Raw genomic sequence first — 21,384 nt, 5'->3', positions numbered from 1 at the left:
TAGCTTACTATCTACGCAAACAAATCACTCGCCTTATGCTGTTCAATGATCACAGCCCTGTATTTTGACAGCAATGCCGATTTGGATATAAAGCCGATAAAAACCTCATCTTTTACTACCGGTAACTGCCATACGTCAATGGCATCAAAGGTGTCCATAACGCTGCTGGCCGGTTGATCATAATCAATTATAGCCGGTGGTTCAATCATGATATCGGCTATATTTTCATCCGCGATGTCTTTATTGAACAAGCGCCGGCGAATGTCGTCTATCAATACAACACCTTCAAGACTTCCGTCCTCTTTAAGCACCGGGAAAATATTGGCATCGGTTTTGGCCAGTACCTGGTAAAATTCGCCAACCGGCATTTGTTTATCAACCGGGGTGTATTTGCGGTTAATGATGCTATCAAGCATTATACTGTTAAGCATGCCATAATCCTGCCCCGGGTGAATATTGTTATGATGAATCAGCTGGCTCCAGTACATATTATGGGGCGATGAATAACGCGATATGATGTATGACATAGCTGATACGATCATGAGCGGGATAAACAGCACATATCCACCGGTAATTTCGGCTATCAAAAATATAGCAGTTAAGGGTGCATGCAATACGCCAGCCAGGGCCCCCGCCATACCCACCGCAATAAAATTAACCGTATTTAAATGTATCAGCCCGGTTTGATTAACCCCGTAAGCCACAAACAAGCCCAGGAAAGCGCCGGTAAATACCGTAGGTGCAAATGTACCGCCATTGCCACCGGCACCAATGGTAATACCCGCAGCAATGATCTTGGTAAACACGAGTGCCCCTATAAATAACAGCATGACAAGCGGTTCGGAAAGCCAGTTGGCAAAAAAGCTTTCTTCCTTTAATACATTGATATTACCATTTAAAATTTCGGTGAGATAATGATACCCCTCGCCAAATAATTGAGGAAACACAGCAATGATCAACCCTAATATCACACCGCCACCAACTGCCCTCACGTACCGGTTTTGCTTTTTAAGTATCCCTCCTTCAAGTTTACCCCCTACTTTGGATATATATATCGCTATCCATCCGCTTAATATGCCAAGCAGCACATAAAAGGGCAGGGCGTTCATTGCCCAGCCTTCGGTAACCAAATGGAACAATTGCCCCGAGTATAATAATTTGGAAACCACAACTCCCGTAGCAGAGGCTATCAATAAAGGTATAAAAGTAGGAATGGTGATCTCTCCTATTAATATCTCCAGCGAAAAAAGCACCCCGGCAATAGGGCTGTTAAATACCGCAGCTATACCCGCCGAACACCCCGCTGCCAACAGTACTGTTTTCTCATACGGTGTAAGCTTAAAAAACTTGCCCACATTTGAGCCAATGGCAGTACCTGTACAAACAATAGGCGCCTCCAACCCTGCCGAACCGCCGAAGCCTATGGTTAATGAACTGGTTATTAAATGCGAATAAATATTATTGGCTTTGATGTTTGAGCGGTTCTTTTTGATATTGATGAGCACCTTACCTATCCCTTTTTCAATCTTATCGCGATTGATCAGGTGCTGATACAGCACCGTACCCAAAATGCCTATTGCTGGCAAAAACACATATGCTATATGATAATACAGGTGCGAAGAGATATTCCGGCTTAACTCTTCCATTAAATGCACTAAAAACTTAAGGGCAACGGCGGCCAGTCCGCCCATAAAACCTACAAACACGCTGCAATAAATTAAAAAGTTACGTTGACTATTGCGTTTTAACCGCCAGCGGTTTATTTTGTAGGAAAGCGTTTTTAACATAAGAAGTATATACTACCAATTCTGCTGATGAAGAGTTATGAGCGCGAATTGTTTTCAATTAAGCTGATAAAACAGACTAATGACGTGTATTAGTCGATTTTCTTACAAAGAAACACAATTTCGGTCAATTTTATTAATCAGGTCACACTCATAATTTAAACTCCGTATAAGGAGTAGCACTCTTTCTTAAAATTAAGGTTAATAGCATTATATTTGCCCATGATTTCTTCGCAAAGATATGATCAGCGTGGCGTATCAGCCTCCAAAGATGACGTTCATAATGCCATAAAAAATATCGATAAAGGCATTTTCCCAAAAGCTTTCTGCAAAATAGTACCCGATATCTTAACCAACGATCCTGAGTATTGCAATATTATGCATGCCGATGGCGCGGGCACTAAATCGTCATTAGCTTATACCTACTGGAAAGAGACAGGCGATATCTCTGTATGGCGCGGCATAGCCCAGGATGCCATCATCATGAACCTTGATGATTTGCTTTGTGTTGGCGCTACTGACAACATCCTGCTGTCATCAACCATCGGCCGCAATAAAGGCCTCATTCCCGGTGAAGTTATTGCCGCTATCATTAATGGTACCGAAGAAATTTTAGCCGAACTGCGCGGGGCCGGCATCGGCATTTACTCAACCGGCGGCGAAACTGCCGACGTAGGTGACCTGGTGCGCACCATCATTGTCGACTCGACAGTTACCTGCCGTATGAAACGTGAAGATGTGATCTCGAACCATCGCATTGAGCCCGGCGATGTAATTGTAGGCCTTGCCTCATACGGACAAGCTACTTATGAAAAAGAATACAACGGCGGCATGGGCTCAAACGGCCTTACATCTGCCCGTCATGATGTTTTCAATAAAACTATTGCCGATAAATTCCCCGAAAGCTATGACGCGGCCATCCCTTACGAGCTGATCTTTTCGGGCAGTAAAAACCTTACCGACACTATTGACATTGGCAACGGTGAAACCGTAACAGCAGGCAAGCTCGTTTTAAGCGCGACCCGTACCTACGCGCCAATCATTAAGCAAATACTTGATGGCTACCGCAGCCAGGTTCATGGCATGGTACATTGCAGCGGCGGCGCGCAAACCAAAGTATTGCATTTTGTAGAAGGTTTGCATATTATAAAAGACAACCTGTTCCCTGTACCACCATTGTTTAAACTCATTCACGAGGAATCAAAAACCAGCTGGCAGGAAATGTACAAGGTATTTAATATGGGGCACCGTATGGAGCTTTATGTACCTGAAGCTATTGCTGCCGACCTGATCAGTATCTCAAAAAGCTTTGGTGTTGATACACAGATCATTGGCCGTGTAGAAAAGGCTGATACTAAGAAAGTAACCGTGACATCGGAGTTTGGAGTGTTTGAGTACGAGTAAATAATAACGACATAAATTTATGCTGAGGTTTTTGGCTACTTTGCCCCCATTAAAATTATGGGCGATATTTTTAGCCGAAAACCTTTTTGTTACTACCCTGGCCCTGCTATTCGGATGGTTGATCTTAAAACTATCCAACAAACCAATAAAACGGGCAAGCCGAAACGAGATTCTGGTATGCATGTTAACCAATGCCATCAACACAGCGATCACCTATGCCGGTTATTGGCTTTTTAAGCACAACTATATAACACTCACGTTCCAGTTAAAGTGGTACACCCTTCTTGATTTCTTGCTCTTATTTATGCTGATGGACCTGGCCATGTTCATTTTCCATTACTTCATCCACCACTCAGTTATTTATAAAGCGATCCACAAATTTCACCATCATTACGCCGATCCTATCCCTATCGACCTGTTTGTTCTCCATCCTGTTGAAACCATAGGCTTTGGTTCGCTATGGCTGATAATACTGGCTTTATATAGCTTCAATTTCTACGCGGTGTTGATCTATCTTACAGTCAATGTATTTTTCGGTATCATGGGCCATTTAGGTATTGAGCCCGTTCCCGCCTCTGTTCGAAAAATGGCTCCTTTTAAATATTTAGGTACGCCATCTTTTCACCATCGGCATCACCTGGAAATTGATTTTAATTTCGGCTTTTATACCAACATCTGGGATAGGTTATTTAAAACTTATAAGCCTTAAACAATAAGCTTATAGGCTCACCTTTTATAAAAAATAAAAGCCGGAGGCGATGCAAATGCTCCCGGCTATAATTGGTTAGATTGAATTTTATCCTTGCTTATATGTTCAACGACACCTCATATGGTATGCGCTTAGAATTATCTTTTTTAACCAGGCAGATGATCCACATAACTATAAAGGGAATGATCGAGACTGCCAAATCCGGCGCTATTAATAAAAAGATGACCGTATTTGTGCAAACAGTTAACAGAAAACACGCCGGAATAAAGATCAAAAGAGTTTTATAATACTTTGATGATCTTATGAAAGGCAGCGCTAACAATCCAAGATGAAACAACACTAAAAGTGAGATATTTAGTTGATTCCAAAAGCTATTTCCGGGGTTTAATATATCTTTCAATAACGTAAATTCAAACGACACAATTGACATAGTAAAGCCTAAGTGTATGGAGAAGCCGATTAAAAAACTAAAGAGGATGAGCGCGATGATTTTGATATTTGTTTTCATAGGTGATAAAATTTAAGTATTATTCAAATATAAAAGTATAATTCAAAACAAAGTTAATGTATTGATTAATAATTATTAACCAATACATTAACTTTCACTCACTATGAAATAATATAAATATATGATCAAATTATTTCTAACGAAAAAAGCCCCGGTCAAATTGACCGGGGCTTTAAATCATATGGTAAATTCAATTAGTTAAAGAGATACCTTAAACCAATTTGAGCTTGCCAGCGTGATACCTGCGAAATACCGTTACCAAAAGTTGATGTAAGCGGGATTTGGTTTTTATCATCAAAGTAAGGGAACGAAAATGTTGGCTTACCGATGTTAGGATCATTAGGGTTAGCGTTGTTGGCGTAAACACCTTTAAATGATAACGGGCTTGTACGGTTAACAAACTTAAAGTTACCCCAGTTCCTGTTCAGGAAGTTGCCAAGGTTGATGATGTTAAATTCAAACTGTAAAGTATTTTTAAACTTACCGGTTGAAGCATACAGGTCCTGGGTAAAGTTAAAGTTAACCAGGTGGAAGTATGGCAATACCAAAGCATTACGCTTAGCATATTGACCGCGGTGTTTGCTCAGGTATGGGTCCTGGTTAATAAACGCGTTCAACTGCTGATAAGTCTGTTCCGTAGTACGAAGATCATTATTATTATCTTTTACTAACACGATGTCATTTATATCTTTAGGAATGTACATCAAATCGTTGGTAGTTTGACCGTCACCATTCAAGTCGCCATTATAAGTGTATGAAGCAACACCGTTGTTAGCGCTTTCGTAAGTTAAACCAACCGAAGTAGTAAGGTGTTTGATATAATCCTTACGGAATGATACCGAAGCGATGATACGGTTTGGCTGGTAGAAGTTAGCATATGAAGTAACATCAGCGTTTGGATCGCCGGATACAACGCGGTCTCTCCAGGTTGACTGGGCGATAGAACCACCGTCATTAACCGAGCGTGAATCAGAGTGAGTGTAAGCTATGTTAAAGTAAAGCTCTTTAAACGTTCTTTGTAACTGGCCGGTAACGCTGTAAGTATAACCTTTGCTGGTGTTTTTCATCAGGATAGCATCGGTAATATTAGGTACCGCCGCTGTGTTACCACCCTGGGCAGCAGGGATTGAAGGATAAACAGTAGTACTGCTGTAACGGATCCGGTTATCATTACCCTTTAAAGCCTGACCTGATGTAGGCAACGCAAGGTTAACAAAATATACCGAGTTGATATCTTTTGAATAGATACCTTCTAAAGTACCGATAATACCTAATGGCAATTTCTGGTCAACAGCTAAGTTTAGCCTGAAGTTTGAGGGGAACTTGAAGTTCTTATCGGTAACAACCAGGTTGTATGATGTATTGGCTGCAGCGCCTTGCGGCCTGTTTTTGTTAACATCCGGGCTGAAGATCAAACGAGGGTCGGTTGTTGATACACCACCGGCACCAGGCACAATGCTATATGAACCAAACTGTACACCATTGTTGCTGGCCTGGTTTGATATATATACATAAGGAACCGGACCGGTAAAGATACCTGCACCACCACGCACTTGTGTGCTGGCATCGCCGTTAACATCCCAGTTAAAGCCTACCCTTGGTGAAATTTGAATATTTGTTTTAGGGAACTGCGCAGTATTGATCTTGTAACCATCCCTGAAACCTGTTAAAGCTGCAGCATTGGTATTGTACTGGCTGTCAGTATTATAAACCGGCAAATCAAAACGAACACCGTAAGTTAATTTGAAGTTATCGTTAACTGTCCATTTGTCCTGAGCGTATGCACCAATAGTATATGATTTTACGATAGCAAAGGGGAACGAACCATCAGGCAGCGCTGAATAGCGGAAATCATAACGGGTAGCAAGTGCTCTTTGTGCATCTGTAAGACCGTTGTTAGGGTCTGCCGATGCATAAAAATCAGCTAAACTTTTAAAACGGTAACCGCCATAATAGTTAGGGGCAAAACCATTTTTAAACTTGTTCGATTCGTATGATAAACCGAAGTTAAACTCGTGTTTACCTTTGTAAAGGGTTAAGTTATCAGATGCCTGCCAGGTATCAGTATTCAATACGTTGTTGGCAGTAAACGGCTCATAACCAAAAGAGGTTAAAGTAGTACCATTAGGATTCTGGATATCAACCAACGGGAATGAACCACCGCCCGGAGACTCGCGGAAATCGCGCAGGGCCTGGTAACCTACAGTTAATTTATTGGCAAGGTTTGAGCTAATACGGGTGTTCAACTCGGCAATACCAATATTGAAGTTGTTGTTGATGGTATAGTAAGATGAAAAGAACGGCAACGAAGTGCTGCTTGGCGCACGGCCGCCGGTAGGCGCACCTGAACTGCTTGGAGGCACGTCACGGAAAGATTTCAAATAGAAATATTTCAATGATAAAGTGTTGTTCTTGTCAATGTTCCAGTCTAATTTGGCAGCAATTTTATCTGATTGCGTACGTAACTGGTAGTTTTCAAATGCTCCGGGATTGTATCCATAATTTTTTTGAAGGAATGAAGACAATGCGGTTAAATCAGCATAAGAAGCCTGGGAGATACTACCACCTGCTGTCTGACCATCACGTAAAGCTGTATAAGAAGTAGCCGGATCTTTAATCCTTTCCTGCTCGCCAGATACGAAGAAGAATAATTTGTTTTTGATGATCGGGCCACCTAAGCTGATACCACGTTGATTGTAGTCAATAGTTGGTTTTTGAACATCAGTAGTAAGCGTATGCAAACCTAATAAACCAGCCGAACGTTTGTAGTAGTAAACGCTGCCTTTAAATTCGTTGGTACCTGATTTAGTTACGGTATTGATACCGGTACCGGCAAAACGGCCCTGGCTTACGTCGAAAGGAGATACAGAAACCTGGATCTGCTCAATCGCGTCTAATGAAATTGGCTGTGAGTTTGCCTGGCCACCTAAGGTGTTTGATAAACCAAATGAGTTATTGAACAAGGCACCGTCAACAGTTAAGTTGTTACCATTACCGTTACGGCCGCCAAATGAAGTACCATTTGCAGTTGGAGTTAATTTAGTGTAATCATAAATTGACCTGCTGATAGTTGGTAAACGATCGATCTGGGCGCGGTTAATAATCTCCTGAGAACCGGTTCTTGAAGTATTGATAACCTTGTTCTGTACACCCGAAACCACAACTTCCTTAAGTTCGGTATTGGTAGGTGCAAGTTTAGCGTTGATCTTAAAGTCCTGACCTAAAGATAGCGTGATGTTATCCTGGCTAAAGGTATTAAAACCAATAAATTTAAAACTGATAGTGTACGGACCACCAACACGGATGTTTGGTAAGTTGTAACGGCCGTCGGCGCGGCTAACAGTTGAATAATTAGTACCTGTGGGTGTGTGTAACGCGGTAATGGTTACACCAGGGAGTGGTAATCCCTTTTCATCAACCACTGTACCAGACATGCTACTTGTAGTAACGTTTTGCGCGAACGCAAAGTTTAGTGTGAGCAGCGAAAAAATGAATAAAAGAAGGTAATGCTTCCTCATAAATTGCTTTTTTAATTATACGTTTAATTAATTGGCGCAAAGATAATTAATGAATTAATTACCAATGTTAAGTTAACGTTAACAATTATTATATATTTATCAACATTTTACATTATAAGCATAAAAACCATAAAACAATCGTCAAAAACAATGAAAATATTACAAATAATATGGTTTAAATCATACCCGGGCTTAACGGTTGCTTTACGCCCTTTACTTTTATGACACAGCGCAGATATAAATAACGCGTGGCAGGTGATATATACCGGCAGTACATTTTTTGGTTTCAGCCCTTTTCCTTAGCTTTGGCATTCAAAAAATAGGGGGCTGCGGAAAAACCACAAAAATCCGCGCAGCTTATTTACCTTTGAAACGAAATTAAAGTATATCAATAATAATATGGATTACGATGTAATTGTTATTGGGTCTGGTCCGGGTGGCTATGTTGCTGCTATCCGCGCTTCCCAGCTTGGTTTAAAAACCGCCATTGTCGAAAAAGAATCATTAGGCGGTATCTGTTTGAACTGGGGTTGTATCCCAACCAAGGCTTTATTAAAAAGCGCCCAGGTTTTTGAATACCTTAACCACAGTGCCGATTACGGTATTAAAATTAACGGCGCCGGCGAAGTTGATTTTGCCGCGGTTGTTAAAAGAAGCCGTAACGTTGCCGATGGCATGAGCAAAGGCGTTCAGTTTTTGATGAAGAAAAACAAGATAGATGTTCTTGTTGGCTTTGGTAAATTAAAAAGCAAAGGCGCTGTTGAAGTTAAAGCCGCCGACGGTACAGCTAAAACCTACAGTGCAAAACACATTATATTAGCAACAGGCGGCCGCTCGCGCGAGTTACCTAACCTGAAACAGGATGGTAAAAAAGTTATCGGTTACCGCCAGGCCATGGTATTGCCGCAGCAACCTAAATCAATGGTTGTAGTTGGTTCGGGTGCTATCGGTATTGAGTTTGCTTATTTTTACAACTCAATAGGTACAAAAGTTACCGTAGTTGAGTTTTTAGATAATATTGTTCCGTTAGAGGATGAGGATGTCTCAAAAGGATTAAACCGCATTCTTAAAAAACAGGGTATCAACATCATGACCAGTTCCAATGTGGAGTCGGTTGATACCAGCGGCGACCTGTGCAAGGTAACCGTAAAAACAGCTACCGGCACTGAAGTGCTTGAAGCCGAGATCGTTCTTTCTGCAGTAGGTATCGCCACCAATCTTGAAGGCATCGGCCTTGAAGAAAACGGAGTTAAAACCGAGCGCGGCAAAGTATTGGTTGATGATTTTTACCGTACCAATGTGGAAGGTGTTTACGCCATTGGCGATATTGTTAAAGGCCAGGCTCTTGCACACGTAGCATCTGCCGAAGGTATTATCTGCGTTGAAAAAATTGCCGGTCAAAACCCTCACCCGCTCGATTATAACAACATTCCGGGCTGTACCTATTGCTCACCAGAAGTTGCTTCTGTTGGTTATACCGAAAAAGCGGCTAAAGAGGCTGGGTATGAAGTTAAAGTTGGTAAATTCCCATTCTCAGCCTCAGGTAAGGCAAGTGCTGCCGGCGCCAAAGATGGCTTTGTAAAAGTGATATTTGATGCCAAATACGGCGAGTTCTTAGGCGCTCACATGCTTGGCTACAACGTTACCGAAATGATTGCCGAAGTAGTTACCGCCCGCAAACTGGAAGCTACCGGTCATGAGATCATCAAATCGGTACACCCTCACCCAACCATGAGTGAAGCCGTAATGGAAGCCGCTGCCGAAGCTTACGGCGAGTGTATCCACTTGTAGTTTTTGGTTCATGGGGTATGGTTCATGGATCATAGTTCATGGTTGATAGTTATAGCTACAATAAATATTTAAAGGCTCAAATTAAATGCATTGCATTTGGTTTGAGGCTTTTTAGTTTCATACTTTATAACCACAACTTATCTTTAAAATATTATTCTAATTTAGCCCTATCAGCACATTATAAGTCACACCCATTATCTATGGACCATCGACTATGGACTATGGACTATAAACCATGAACTAAAAATGAAACTACACACCATTGATACCGGCTTTTTCAAATTAGACGGCGGGGCTATGTTTGGCGTTGTTCCGAAAACCATCTGGAACAAAACCAATCCCGCCGATGAAAACAACCTTTGCACCTGGGCCATGCGCTGCCTGCTGGTTGAACATGAAAACAGGTTGATATTAGTTGATACCGGCATAGGCAACAAGCAAAGCGAAAAGTTTTTCAGCCACTATTATCTTCACGGCAATGCAAGTTTAGATACTTCGCTCGCCTCTCTTGGTTTCCACAGGAATGATATTACCGACGTATTTTTAACCCACCTGCACTTTGACCATGTGGGCGGTGCGGTTGTACGCGAGGGCGAAAACCTGCTCCCTGCCTTTAAAAACGCCATCTACTGGAGTAATCCCAAACACTGGGATTGGGCAATTAACCCTAACGAACGGGAAAAAGCTTCCTTTTTCAGAGAAAACATCATCCCTATACAGGAAAGCGGCCAGCTAAAATTTGTTGATACTGAAGACGGCATTAACTTTATGAAAAATTTTGAGATCCGCTTTGTATCCGGGCACACCGAATCAATGATGCTGCCGCTTATTAATTATAAAGGGAAAAAGGTACTCTATATGGCGGACCTGCTGCCATCTATAGGACATCTGCCTATCCCCTATGTAATGGCCTACGATATGTTTCCACTGCAAACACTTACTGAGAAAAAACTTTTTTTAAACGAGGCCCTTGAAAAAGAATACGTACTATATTTTGAGCACGACCCGGTTAATGAATGCTGCACTTTACAGCAAACAGAAAAAGGCATCAGGGTTAAGGACACATTTAAACTAAGCGACCTATGACCGTTGATTAGTTTTGATTTCGATGATTCCGTTGATTCTTTAACTTATAAAAACACAAAAGGCATCCCTCGCGGATGCCTTTGTTCAATTGATCGGTTTAGGTTAAAAGCCTCGTCAATTAAATCAGTGCGGTTGAATCATAAAGCCGGATACTATCACAGCAACTTACCTCTAATCTCCAACCTCTGATCACTATAAAAAAGGTTTAGGTATAAAGAACGTATTATCTTTGGCCGGAGGGAGCGACTAACCACCAACCTCCAACCGTTGATCTCTTCAACAAAAGGTTTAGGATTTGAGTTATCTGTACTCTCCCTCAAAAATCTCTAATCACAAACCTTTGTCATGATGCATAATTTGAAGGGATTACATAATCAACCTTTAATTTTTATGCATTTATTTTAATTATTCGCCTTTAGTGGTGGCACCGCCCTTGCCTTGGTTTTCGATCTGCAGTTTTTTGAGCATTTCGGTACCTATCAAGGCATCAATCATACCGCCGCTACCGCCCTCTTTACCGCTTACCAATATCTCAGGCACCAACCTGATACCTGCAGCAGCCAAGGCTTCGGCCACACGCACTATAGCATATTGTTCGGTACCCATAGCTTCGGTTTTTTGTTTGGTAACCTCGGCTTCTGATAAACCTATGGCTTTGATCTTGGCACCTTCGGCCATACCATTTACTTCGGTAGCATTAGCGTCAGCCTTAGCATTCACGGTTTTGGCTTCGGCATCGGCCTTGGCTATCGTAATCCTTACCTCGGCATCGGCTTTTGCGTTGATGGTTTTAGCTTCGGCCTCACCTTTTGATGCGGCAACCCTTGAAGCGGCCATCTGGGTGTTAATCTCAACCTGGCGGGTTGATTTTACTACTTCAGGCTGCATATCGGCACCGGCACGGGCGCTTTCAAATTCCTTACGTTCAATTTGCGCGTGGCGCTGAATTTCATAAGTAACCTTTTCCTCTTCGGCCAGTTTACGGTCGGTAAGGGTTTTCATCAGGGCGGCAGGAGGTACGATGTCACCTATCAGGGTATCCACCCCAATTACGTTGTAGGTTTCCAGTACCCGGCCAATATGTTCGCGGGCATCAGTTTGCCTTTGGATACGATTGGCCAGGAAGCCGATCACATCACTTTTTTGGGCCGAGTTACGGAAGTAGTTGGCAATGGTTGGCTCCAATACCTGCGATACCAGGTTTTTCATTTTACCAAACCTTGCTATCACTTTCGGTGCTTCGTTACGTGGCACGTGGATGATCTGTGACACATCCAGGTTAAAAGTAAAACCATCGCTTGACCTTACCGTAATGGTACAAAGGTTCTTATCCAATTCGTGCGACTCGGTGCGGCTATCTGCCCAGTTCAATACGATATTGGTGGTCGGTACAATTTCAACAGCGTGGGTATAGATGTTTACCGGGTGTTTACCGGGGTCGAGTGGTTCGTCCCAAACACCTTTTTCGTTACGTTTAACTATGTTACCATGTTTAAAATTATCACCACTGGTATCTTTACCTTCGGGGCCTACGAACGAGTTCACAACACCAACATAACCAATAGGGATGTAGATCATATCTACCTGCTCAACACTCACAAACCATGGGTTAAGATAATAGGTACCGGCAAGTATCACATCCTCCTGCAACCCTTTACGGCCGCCGGCGTTGATAAAGGCTATCGGATCCTGGTAGTTTTTATGTCCATGTACCGATTCGCCGGCTATCTCACCTTTATTCAATGGTTCACCATCAAGTGTGGTAATAATCCCCACTTTATTTTCGTGGATCTGCGTGATAGGCACCATCTCAATATCAAACAAAAATGCATTGATACGGTAACTACCTGGTGTAAGGAAAGCGGCCTGCGGGCCTTTCTGGCCGTTGTTATTTAAAAAGGCGATAGCATCCTGAAACTTATCACATTCAACCGGTTTACCCAGTACACGACCAGTATCAAACGGAGCACCATCTTTAGCCTTCACAAGGCCAAGCTTGCCCTGTTCAATGATGGTAAAAGGTTGCATGACTATGGTGTACTGCCATGGCCACATTTTCCAGTATAAACCCGGAGCAAGCGCTTTGGCCTGCATACCGGCTTCGCCCTGGGTAGCTATGATACGGCCGTCGGGCAGGCGGCTATTACCTGTAAGGGCAAACTTTTTGATCACCAGTCCGATACGGTCGTCAGGAACGATAACCATGCCGCAAAACACGCGCAAAACAAATTTGTACATCAGCAATAACACTATGACGGGTATAACCCACCACAGACTAACAATTAGATTGTCCATTTTTTTTAAGATTGTTTTTGATTTTTTTAACGGAACCCTTAAGGTGCGGGCCCTCACAATACTTATAGCTTACCTGGAAGAGTACCTTGGCTATATAGTGTCATTAAGACAGTTGCAATTATGCTTTGTTACGAAAAATCATAAAAATATTTTAGGAGCGTCGTCAAATTCATGTAATTAATTGATACACAGAAAGTAAATTTTAAAATAATTTTCAGGAAACATTTTACAACAGGTGTAGTTAAATAAGTATCCTATTGTTTAATGAATACTTAACATTACCGCTATGAGTATCCCCAAAGACATCAAAAAAGAAGGTACCAGGATAAGTCCGGTAAAAGCGGGTGGACAGAAAGCCAAAGAGATCAAAACCGAGGGCCCGCTAAGTGAAAAAGACGAAGTGAAGCAAGCCGAAGAGCGTACTAATAAAGGTTTGAAGAAGAGATAGTGTAAAGTCAATAGTCTTAAGTCGGATGTCAAAAGATCTCTTTTTCCTCACCGCATTTCAGACTTATGACTTTAGACTAAAGACTAACCCTTCGCTTTCAATTTTAAAAGCAATTGTATAGTTTTATCCAAACATTTTTCTGTTATGATAAAACAAGGCTTTTTATTGTTTGCTGTAGTGGTGCTTTTTATAGCATCATGTAAACCTGAAGTTTCGGTTAGGACGCTTACCGGCAAATGGAAATATATAAAAATTGAGCATCCAAATGCAAGCCCGCCCGATACCGTAAAACAAGCCGAGTTGGATGCCAACGTACCTTATATTCAGTTTACGCCCGAAATGAAATTCCTGATTGTATGGGGCGGCAAATTCCTGTCGCACGGCTCTTTTACGCTGAATGGAAGCAACATGAATGTAACCGAGAAACTCCCTGATGGCAAAACCCGTAATTTCGTTTTTTACGTTTCGGAACTAACCGAAAATAAGATAGTTTTTGAAAGTACCGGCCCCGAAGGCTCAAAGGTTACAGCTTTGCGGGCAAGCAAATTTTAAATCAGTTAATTCTTTGCTTGCAGGCCACAAGGTACTGTCTTGTGGCCTGCACTTACAAGTAATTTAAAATCAAGCTAATCCTGTAATCCTTCGCCGTTGTTGGTGTTGTCACCAACAACTCTGCGCTATGCAATTGCAATGCTGAATTAGCTTGTAATTAATAAAAGCAACGAATAGGAAGTTGTTGGTGACAACACCAACAACGGCGCGAAATCACGCTATCCTGTAATCCTAAAATCAAGGCTCAATGTGCCGCAACAACCTCTCCACTGGCTTCAACCTTGTTTTTTATAAACCGCTTGCCAATAAAAACAATCAGAAGTGCCAAAATTGATGACGCCGCCATAACCGCCGCCATGGGCAGCGAACTATGTTGTTTTATTACCGAAATACCGATGGATGACAAGGCCCCCACGGCCATTTGCGATGCGCCTAATATTGCAGAAGCCGAACCCGCATTTTTAGAGAAGGGAGCAAGGGATAATGCCGATGTATTGGGCGCGCAAATGCCAACGCAGCACAAAACTCCAAATATCATAGCTATAGTACCACCTATCCCGAACCAATGATTTAATGAACCCGCCAAAAACACTGTGGAAATAATCACCATTAAAATAAGTGATGCGCCTATCATTTGTTCGCTTTTGTATTTTTTTATCAGCACACTGTTTAGCTGACTTGAACCAATAAACCCGACCGAAAGCCCGGCAAAGATCCAGCCGAACTGCTTTTCGCTTACTTTAAAGCCCTCAATAAACACAATGGGCGAAGACGAAACATAGGCAAACAAACCCGCGAAAGCGAACGCGCCGCCTATGGCATAGGTTACAAACTGTGCATCCTTTAAAACCGTTATAAAATGCCCTATAATCGGCCCTGGCTTTAAAGAATAAGCAGGATCGGGCTGATAGCTTTCGGGGAGCCAGAATATTACGGACAGCAATATGAGCACCGCTATAATAGTTAATACCAGGAAAATGACCTGCCATTCAAAAGCCGCGGTAATGTAACTACCTGCGGTTGGAGCCAGCATTGGCGAAGCACCCAGTACCAGGATCAGCAACGAAAATACTTTGGCATTATCCTCAACCGGGAACAAATCGCGCACCATGGCCATAGCGGCTACGCTTGCAGCGCAGCTGCCCACCGCCTGAAAAAAACGCAGTGCAATAAGCATTTCGAGCGATGAAGAGAAAAAACAGCCCATTGATGATACGATATAAAGCCCAAGCCCCCAGTATAATGGGTTTTTACGGCCAAACCTGTCGAGCAAAGGTCCATAAAGTAATTGCCCGGCGGCGATGCCAATAAAATAGCTCGATAATGACAGCGCTACCTCATCGGTACTGGTATGCAAGTACTTAGCTATGGCTTTAAAGCCTGGCAGGTACATATCTATAGAAAAAGGGCCAAGTGCTGTAAGCGAACCCAATATGAGGATCAGTACTGTATATTTTTGTTTGGTCATACGTGTGTTAGTTAGTTGATGGTTCATGGTTGATAGTTCATAGCTGTGAATGGGCACAATAGTATAATGGTCATGCTAAAATTCTATGAACCATGATCCATAACCTATGAACCGAAGCATCAAAACGCCTCGCCTAAATTAAGACTTATTGATGAAAAGTTTTTGCTCACGCCATAATCGAGGCTGATATTGGTTCCCGTTTTTTTATTGAACTTAAAACGCAGGCCTGTGCCGGCGGCCGGGTGCCAATATACAAAGGCATGGTTCTCGGGCTCGGTAACGGAATTTACATTGGCAAATACCACAAAACCCAATAAGCCATTGCGGGTGATATCGCGGCGGTATTCAGTTTCAAAATATACCAGCCTGTCGCCCCGGTAACGGCTTTGCGGAAATCCCCTGCCCGATCGCTGATAAGGCTCCCAGCCAAGACTTGGCAGGTTAAGATAAGGTGTGCGGGGTGTAAGTGTTGTCCAGTAATAGGCCCAGAAAGCCAGCACGTTTTTAGGCCCCGAGTTGGTTAACTGCACATATTTACGCATATCGATATATAGAGAACTCCAGTTGGTATGGCTTCCAAAAGCCTTGGCATTAACCCGGTAAACTATATTGGCATAAGCTCCGGGCAGCGGATTGATAGAGTTTTTGCGCGAATCGTATAATAAATTGACTGTTACACCCGATGAAAACGCATCCTGATCGGTCGCAGTACCATATTTATAACCGGTAAACTTACGCAGGTTTTGATCGCCGTTGCTTTCAATATCTATGTAATAGTCAAGATTATAGCCTAACCCGGCATAAAAGTATGGCTTAATCTGCTTTAACACGCTTTGATAAAAGCGGAGGTAATTATAATTTACCAGGAACTTATCTTCGGGACCCTGGTTACCTCCCAGACCCCATGTATATTGAGGATAAACCATCAGCCTGGTATCGCCCTGTATATTCCACTCGTTATTATTAAGCCAGATATTTGAACGGATCGGCAAGCCATACCTCCCTTTCAGATTAAAATAAGGGGTAAAAGTAAAGCTTGATAAATTAGTAGTAGCTTCATCTCCCAGGTAAAACCCAGCTGTTGTTGAAGTAAACAATGCTTTTCCGCCGCTCCGCCCGTCGGTTGTTGAGGTGGGAAAAACAGAAAAGTAGATCTTCTTTCGCTCAGTTGCCTGCTGCCGGGGCTTTATTTTAAAAAGCGAACGTACAATGTCAATAACATCCCGTTGCGGTACTGTATCTTTTTTTATGCTGATGGTATCTGCAACTGGCTCCTGTGCCAGTACCATTGCCGGAATCAAACATAAAACTATTACAGATAACCCTTTTACCATCGTACTTTAAACGAAAAATATTACCGTGCTGTTTGGCTGTTAATAAGTTTAATAACGGATAAAACAGGGCAATCGCTTCAATTTAGCTAAATTTTAATTTAAATAAAAAAGGCCTGTAAGTATTGAAACCTACAGGCCTTTATAACAACCATTTAAATTAATGGTAGGTTGTTTGTTTAGTTACGGTTGTTTTGGTTGTGGTATAATGGTGATGGGGATGTGCCCTGCGCCAGGCAATGCGGGCAGCACGCTGCCTTTTCTCTTCGCGGCGGCGGGCTTCGTTACCTATAATATAACCGCCTCCGGCACCAAGCGCACCGCCAACTAAGGCACCTCCGGCACTATGTGTAATAAGCCCGCCTGCAACCGCGCCGCCTGCTCCACCTATGATTGCACCTTTACCTTGTTTACTTATTCCCTTTTTCTTTGTGGTTTGTGCATTGGCAGTGATACTGATGGATAGCATCAGGCCAATTAAAAAGCACATATATATCATTAGCTTTTTCATAATGGTATGTATTTATAAGTGTTAACATAAACACTCATGCAAATAACAGACCATTATCGAAAATAGCGGCACAAAAATTCAACAACTGAACATTAATCAACAATGTTTATTTCAGGAAAGCCATTACAGCTTTTGAAAATTCGGGAGTGCGGCTGGCGCTGTTATGATCGCCCGGAACGTGAACCAGCTTTGAGCCGGGAATGAGTTTATGAAGAGCAACCTCGTCGCCGTTATCATGATCTTCGGTTCCGTCTATGAGCAGTACCGGGATTTTTACCTTAGCTAATTCCTGTTTGCTGGTTGATGGCTGCCACTTTTGCTGATAGGCTAAAGCAAGTTCATCAAAAGGGTTACTGTGGATATAATTGATCATCCCATCAACATCATGAAAGCTGGTATCGCCCATTAAAGCCTTATAAGCATGAACCCTTCGCGGCCATTCGGGGTTAGTGTAAGCATCGCCCATACCACCCATTACCGCCTTTTGAATCCGCTTATCCAGCACAAACACGCGCGAAGTAATGATCGATCCGCGCGAATATCCAACAATATCATATCGTTTCAGCCCAAGGCTTGTAGCCAGGCCCATAATGTCTTTAGCTTCGGCATCGTTAGCATAACCCGCGTCATCGTGGGGCTTGTCCGACAGTCCGTTGCCCCGCTGATCCAGTATGATCACTTTATAACCATTCGTTAACAGATCATTATAAAGCTTTCCTTTTTTCCAGCCTTCACCTGTACCCGAAAAACCATGTACCAGTATCACCGGAAAGCCATCGCCTTTCACTTCATAATGGATTTTAACACCATCAAACGAGCTATAATAGCTGCCCGGGGCAGTAACCGGCTGGGCTAATGCACAATTGCCGGTAATCAGCATAAAAATTAACAGAGCTAAACTTGCCGATAGTTTTTTGATAACAAGCATATTTTTATTTAATAAACAGGTTAATAACGGTTACTCCCGCAAGCCCTATAACAGAAACAAGCGTTTCCATTAACGACCACGATTTTATAGTATCCTTAATACTTAAATTAAAATACTCTTTATATAGCCAAAAACCCGAATCGTTTACGTGCGAAAATGCCAGGCTACCGGCCCCGATGGATAATACCATTAAATTGGGATTAATATGATTTTGCAAAACCAGCGGCGCAACAATGCCTGCAGCCGTTAGTCCGGCAACTGTTGCCGAGCCCAAACTAACGCGGATAATAGCGGCTATCACCCAGCCTAATAACAGCGGCGGCAAATTAAACGATTGCAGTTGCGCTGCTATCTGGCTGCTTACACCGCTGGCGGTTAAAACTTCCTTAAAGGCGCCCGATCCCGCTATGATCAATAATATCAAGGCCACATCCTTCACCGCATCAGTAAAATTGCCCGCAAGCTGGCCCATGCTTTTACCTTGCTTTACACCTAAAGTATAGGTGGCAACCATAAGCGCTATCAGCATAACAATTGATGGATCGCCAAGAAATGTGATGAACTTTGCTACACCCGGATCCTGTATGTTAAGGTATGGAAAAAACGCGGTAAGCATTAAAAGCAAAACCGGCAATAAAGCTGTAAAAAAGCTATTGAACGCGCCGGGCAGCTTTTCGGCAGGTAATTCTTCAGCCCTAAAAGTAGCCAGCGGCTCCGATGGGATTTTTTTAAGAAACTGTGCAAATACCGGCCCCGCCAGTATAATAGCCGGAATAGCTATCATAAGCCCGTAAATAAAGGTGGTTGCCATATTAGCATGAAACAAGGCCACTAACGCCGATGGCGACGGGTGCGGGGGCAAAAAACCATGCGTTACCGACAGCGAAGCCAGCATGGGTAAGCCTATATACACAGCCGGGAGTTTATACTTGTAAACTACCGAGAATATCAGCGGCACCATCAGCACGAAGCCAATACCATAAAACAGCGGAATACCTATAATAAACCCGGCTGCAACCAGCGCCCATTGAATATATTTTTCGCCTACGGCGGCTACAAGTACACCTGCTATTTTTTGCGCGGCCCCGCTTACAGCAACCAGCTTGCCCAGCATAGCGCCCAGGCAAATAATGATGAGCAGCTGACCTAAAATATCACCCATGCCTTTCTGAACGGAAGCGGTTACTTTATTAATGGGTATGCCCAGCAACAAACCTGCAATTATCGAAACAATGAGAAAGGCAATAAAAGGGTTTATTTTTACCAGGCTCACCAACAAAACCAGTAAAACAATACAAAAAAAGATAGTTAACAGTACCATTAAGTTATAGGTTATGTGTGGCCAGCGGGCGTGCAACCTCAGTATAGGGCACCTGCTGATGCCAACTAAAGTAATAACAAAATTTGAGTTTAGGGTTTTTATATGGTAAAAGCTTTGATAACCCGGTCTCAATAATCAATAAGCCTTTTAATTTTGCCATTTGTACTTGAAAAACAAGCAGTTTGTGTAACTAACATACAACATGTTACTATTTATAGCATTGTTTTATTAATTTTATAAAAAATAGTTTTAATTTTGCATTAAAGTTTTATCCGATAAGATTAAACCCAAACCACTACTTTACAGGATACTGTAATTTTAACGCATACTTTAATACCTTTTCGGCATTTATTTCTTTAACTTTTATTATGGTAAAGCGTATTTTAGTATTGGACGACAATCAAGACATACTTGATATTGTTCATGAAACCCTTACTTATGAACAATTTGAAGTCAAAAGCACATCAATAAGCAATGATGTACTTCCGCTGATTGAGAGCTTTGAACCGGATCTTGTTATACTTGATTACCGGGTGGCTGGTACTAATGGCGGCGAAATTTGCCGAAACATAAAAGTACATCCTAAATTTGGCAATACTCCTGTTATTATATTCTCGGCCTATGTGAACAATGAAAATGAGCTCATCAGCTACGGGTGCGACGCAATAATCAACAAACCATTTGATTTGACCGAACTTGTTGAAAAGGTTAATAACCTGCTTTAAAAACGTAATCCCTGCCTCAACGGTCAATTTACCTCCCCTTGCACTATCCATTTAACCTTTATTTCATTCCTTTATTCTGCCAAACCGGGATAATAATTATAAAAAAAGCAAAGAAAGCGCTTTAAAGCTTCCTGCATTATAAATACAGCACATTTTTAACGCATAAATTGATTAATTATCAATACTTAAACAGCACGGTTGAAATATTGGTAATTATTTTAACTTTGTTTTATAGGTTAAAGCAAAATAATTAGTTAAATACAATAAGCCCCTGATTGTATTATGGTACTATCAATAAACGAACACGAGAAAACAGAAGTAAAAAAGGCGCCGGTATGCCCAAGGTGTAAATCAGAGCTTGATAACCGTGTGCCCAGAGGCTTTTTTGTGAAAAAAGTTTTGTTTTTTCTCCCGCTAAAGAGGTACATGTGCTACAAATGCCAGCGCAAGAGATACATATTACGATAATTAATTTCATAAAAAGAAATTAACACTTACTTAAAAGTACTTTTCCTTTTTTTCTTCTTCGCCAATAATATAGATATTGTATTTTGGCTGCCTGTTATTTTAAGTTTGTGGAAGAAAACGAAGCCAAGTCAAAGAAAAGATATTATTGTTCAAAATGCGGAGCCCCTTACCATTTCCAGATGCGAAGGAGTTGGTTTTTGAAAAACATCCTGTTTTTTATACCGGTCAGGAAATATTTTTGCGCAAAGTGCAAAAAGCCGGCTCACGTTTTCATCAAATAATTTTCCATTAATCAATTTTCTTTGGTGTTTTGATACCCTGTTACTTCAGAAAATGCAGGTAATCTGCGTTTATAACCTTCTTGTACTGTCATTTTAAAGCCCCGACCTTATTTGTATACAACAATATACCCGTTGTATATCATTATAAGTACAGAATTACAGAGCATTCCCTTATAAAGCCTCATAAAATCCAAATTTGAACTAAGATAGTTACGCCTAATACTTGGTATAAAAATTGCATAGTGTTTCTCGATAT

General features: G+C 41.9%; 15 protein-coding genes. 7 read left to right on the top strand and 8 right to left on the bottom strand.

Going from position 1 to position 21,384, the window contains the following annotated elements; all coding sequences use genetic code 11:
- Nucleotides 1-11 precede the first annotated feature (11 nt).
- Complete coding sequence (locus FHW88_RS24955) at nucleotides 12-1,787, bottom strand: chloride channel protein (protein WP_090533033.1); 1,776 nt, start codon at nucleotides 1,785-1,787, stop codon at nucleotides 12-14.
- Between the two features lie 219 nt (nucleotides 1,788-2,006).
- Here FHW88_RS24955 and FHW88_RS24950 point away from each other — a divergent pair, with 219 nt between their 5' ends.
- Together FHW88_RS24950 and FHW88_RS24945 are read left to right on the top strand one after the other, a co-directional pair.
- Nucleotides 2,007-3,188, top strand: coding sequence for an AIR synthase related protein (locus FHW88_RS24950; RefSeq protein WP_176628351.1), 1,182 nt, complete (start codon nucleotides 2,007-2,009; stop codon nucleotides 3,186-3,188).
- 19 nt (nucleotides 3,189-3,207) lie between these two features.
- Nucleotides 3,208-3,897, top strand: a complete 690-nt coding sequence (locus FHW88_RS24945; protein ID WP_176628350.1) for a sterol desaturase family protein — start codon at nucleotides 3,208-3,210, stop codon at nucleotides 3,895-3,897.
- Between the two features lie 702 nt (nucleotides 3,898-4,599).
- On the opposite strand, the gene FHW88_RS24940 is transcribed toward FHW88_RS24945, so the two are convergent.
- Nucleotides 4,600-7,923, bottom strand: coding sequence for a carboxypeptidase regulatory-like domain-containing protein (locus FHW88_RS24940; protein WP_176628349.1), 3,324 nt, complete (start codon nucleotides 7,921-7,923; stop codon nucleotides 4,600-4,602).
- A gap of 399 nt (nucleotides 7,924-8,322) precedes the next feature.
- On the opposite strand from FHW88_RS24940, the gene lpdA reads away from it, so the two are divergent.
- Nucleotides 8,323-9,714, top strand: coding sequence for a dihydrolipoyl dehydrogenase (gene lpdA / locus FHW88_RS24935; RefSeq protein WP_090533040.1), 1,392 nt, complete (start codon nucleotides 8,323-8,325; stop codon nucleotides 9,712-9,714).
- Between the two features lie 246 nt (nucleotides 9,715-9,960).
- Nucleotides 9,961-10,800: an MBL fold metallo-hydrolase gene (locus FHW88_RS24930; RefSeq protein WP_176628348.1), complete on the top strand. Its 840-nt coding sequence runs from the start codon at nucleotides 9,961-9,963 to the stop codon at nucleotides 10,798-10,800.
- A 405-nt stretch (nucleotides 10,801-11,205) separates the two neighbouring features.
- On the opposite strand, the gene FHW88_RS24925 is transcribed toward FHW88_RS24930, so the two are convergent.
- Nucleotides 11,206-13,095 carry an SPFH domain-containing protein gene (locus FHW88_RS24925; RefSeq protein ID WP_176628347.1) on the bottom strand — a complete coding sequence of 630 codons (1,890 nt, stop codon included), beginning with the start codon at nucleotides 13,093-13,095 and terminating at the stop codon, nucleotides 11,206-11,208.
- 286 nt (nucleotides 13,096-13,381) lie between these two features.
- On the opposite strand from FHW88_RS24925, the gene FHW88_RS24920 reads away from it, so the two are divergent.
- Nucleotides 13,382-13,543 carry a hypothetical protein gene (locus tag FHW88_RS24920; RefSeq protein ID WP_175490081.1) on the top strand — a complete coding sequence of 54 codons (162 nt, stop codon included), beginning with the start codon at nucleotides 13,382-13,384 and terminating at the stop codon, nucleotides 13,541-13,543.
- 144 nt (nucleotides 13,544-13,687) lie between these two features.
- Nucleotides 13,688-14,095, top strand: a complete 408-nt coding sequence (locus tag FHW88_RS24915) for a hypothetical protein (protein WP_176628346.1) — start codon at nucleotides 13,688-13,690, stop codon at nucleotides 14,093-14,095.
- A gap of 244 nt (nucleotides 14,096-14,339) precedes the next feature.
- Here FHW88_RS24915 and FHW88_RS24910 read toward each other — a convergent pair whose 3' ends face one another.
- The 5 genes from FHW88_RS24910 to FHW88_RS24890 form a co-directional block, all read right to left on the bottom strand.
- Entirely contained in the window at nucleotides 14,340-15,563 is a 1,224-nt protein-coding gene (locus tag FHW88_RS24910; RefSeq protein ID WP_090533395.1) for a multidrug effflux MFS transporter, read from the bottom strand.
- Between the two features lie 119 nt (nucleotides 15,564-15,682).
- A complete protein-coding gene (locus FHW88_RS24905; RefSeq protein WP_176628345.1) occupies nucleotides 15,683-16,897 on the bottom strand; it encodes a hypothetical protein in 1,215 nt (404 codons plus the stop codon).
- A 157-nt stretch (nucleotides 16,898-17,054) separates the two neighbouring features.
- Complete coding sequence (locus FHW88_RS24900) at nucleotides 17,055-17,405, bottom strand: DUF456 family protein (RefSeq protein ID WP_176628344.1); 351 nt, start codon at nucleotides 17,403-17,405, stop codon at nucleotides 17,055-17,057.
- Nucleotides 17,406-17,511: 106 nt separating this feature from the next.
- Entirely contained in the window at nucleotides 17,512-18,333 is an 822-nt protein-coding gene (locus tag FHW88_RS24895; RefSeq protein WP_176628343.1) for an alpha/beta fold hydrolase, read from the bottom strand.
- A gap of 4 nt (nucleotides 18,334-18,337) precedes the next feature.
- Nucleotides 18,338-19,654 (bottom strand): gluconate:H+ symporter, encoded by a 1,317-nt coding sequence (locus FHW88_RS24890; RefSeq protein ID WP_176628342.1) that lies wholly within the window; start codon nucleotides 19,652-19,654, stop codon nucleotides 18,338-18,340.
- A gap of 368 nt (nucleotides 19,655-20,022) precedes the next feature.
- Here FHW88_RS24890 and FHW88_RS24885 point away from each other — a divergent pair, with 368 nt between their 5' ends.
- Nucleotides 20,023-20,379 carry a response regulator gene (locus tag FHW88_RS24885; RefSeq protein ID WP_090533049.1) on the top strand — a complete coding sequence of 119 codons (357 nt, stop codon included), beginning with the start codon at nucleotides 20,023-20,025 and terminating at the stop codon, nucleotides 20,377-20,379.
- Nucleotides 20,380-21,384: the final 1,005 nt, after the last annotated feature.

This window comes from Mucilaginibacter sp. SG538B, assembly GCF_013376065.1.
In the GTDB taxonomy this organism is placed as follows: Bacteria; Bacteroidota; Bacteroidia; order Sphingobacteriales; family Sphingobacteriaceae; genus Mucilaginibacter; species Mucilaginibacter rubeus.
The sequence above is the reverse complement of the archived record's forward strand: the minus strand, read 5'-3'. Positions and strand labels throughout refer to the sequence as shown.

Coding starts and splice junctions, on each gene's coding strand:
- FHW88_RS24955 (WP_090533033.1), bottom strand. CDS start 1,787: ATGTTAAAAACGCTTTCCTACAAAATAAACCGCTGGCGGTTAAAACGC.
- FHW88_RS24950 (WP_176628351.1), top strand. CDS start 2,007: ATGATTTCTTCGCAAAGATATGATCAGCGTGGCGTATCAGCCTCCAAA.
- FHW88_RS24945 (WP_176628350.1), top strand. CDS start 3,208: ATGCTGAGGTTTTTGGCTACTTTGCCCCCATTAAAATTATGGGCGATA.
- FHW88_RS24940 (WP_176628349.1), bottom strand. CDS start 7,923: ATGAGGAAGCATTACCTTCTTTTATTCATTTTTTCGCTGCTCACACTA.
- lpdA (WP_090533040.1), top strand. CDS start 8,323: ATGGATTACGATGTAATTGTTATTGGGTCTGGTCCGGGTGGCTATGTT.
- FHW88_RS24930 (WP_176628348.1), top strand. CDS start 9,961: ATGAAACTACACACCATTGATACCGGCTTTTTCAAATTAGACGGCGGG.
- FHW88_RS24925 (WP_176628347.1), bottom strand. CDS start 13,095: ATGGACAATCTAATTGTTAGTCTGTGGTGGGTTATACCCGTCATAGTG.
- FHW88_RS24920 (WP_175490081.1), top strand. CDS start 13,382: ATGAGTATCCCCAAAGACATCAAAAAAGAAGGTACCAGGATAAGTCCG.
- FHW88_RS24915 (WP_176628346.1), top strand. CDS start 13,688: ATGATAAAACAAGGCTTTTTATTGTTTGCTGTAGTGGTGCTTTTTATA.
- FHW88_RS24910 (WP_090533395.1), bottom strand. CDS start 15,563: ATGACCAAACAAAAATATACAGTACTGATCCTCATATTGGGTTCGCTT.
- FHW88_RS24905 (WP_176628345.1), bottom strand. CDS start 16,897: ATGGTAAAAGGGTTATCTGTAATAGTTTTATGTTTGATTCCGGCAATG.
- FHW88_RS24900 (WP_176628344.1), bottom strand. CDS start 17,405: ATGAAAAAGCTAATGATATATATGTGCTTTTTAATTGGCCTGATGCTA.
- FHW88_RS24895 (WP_176628343.1), bottom strand. CDS start 18,333: ATGCTTGTTATCAAAAAACTATCGGCAAGTTTAGCTCTGTTAATTTTT.
- FHW88_RS24890 (WP_176628342.1), bottom strand. CDS start 19,654: ATGGTACTGTTAACTATCTTTTTTTGTATTGTTTTACTGGTTTTGTTG.
- FHW88_RS24885 (WP_090533049.1), top strand. CDS start 20,023: ATGGTAAAGCGTATTTTAGTATTGGACGACAATCAAGACATACTTGAT.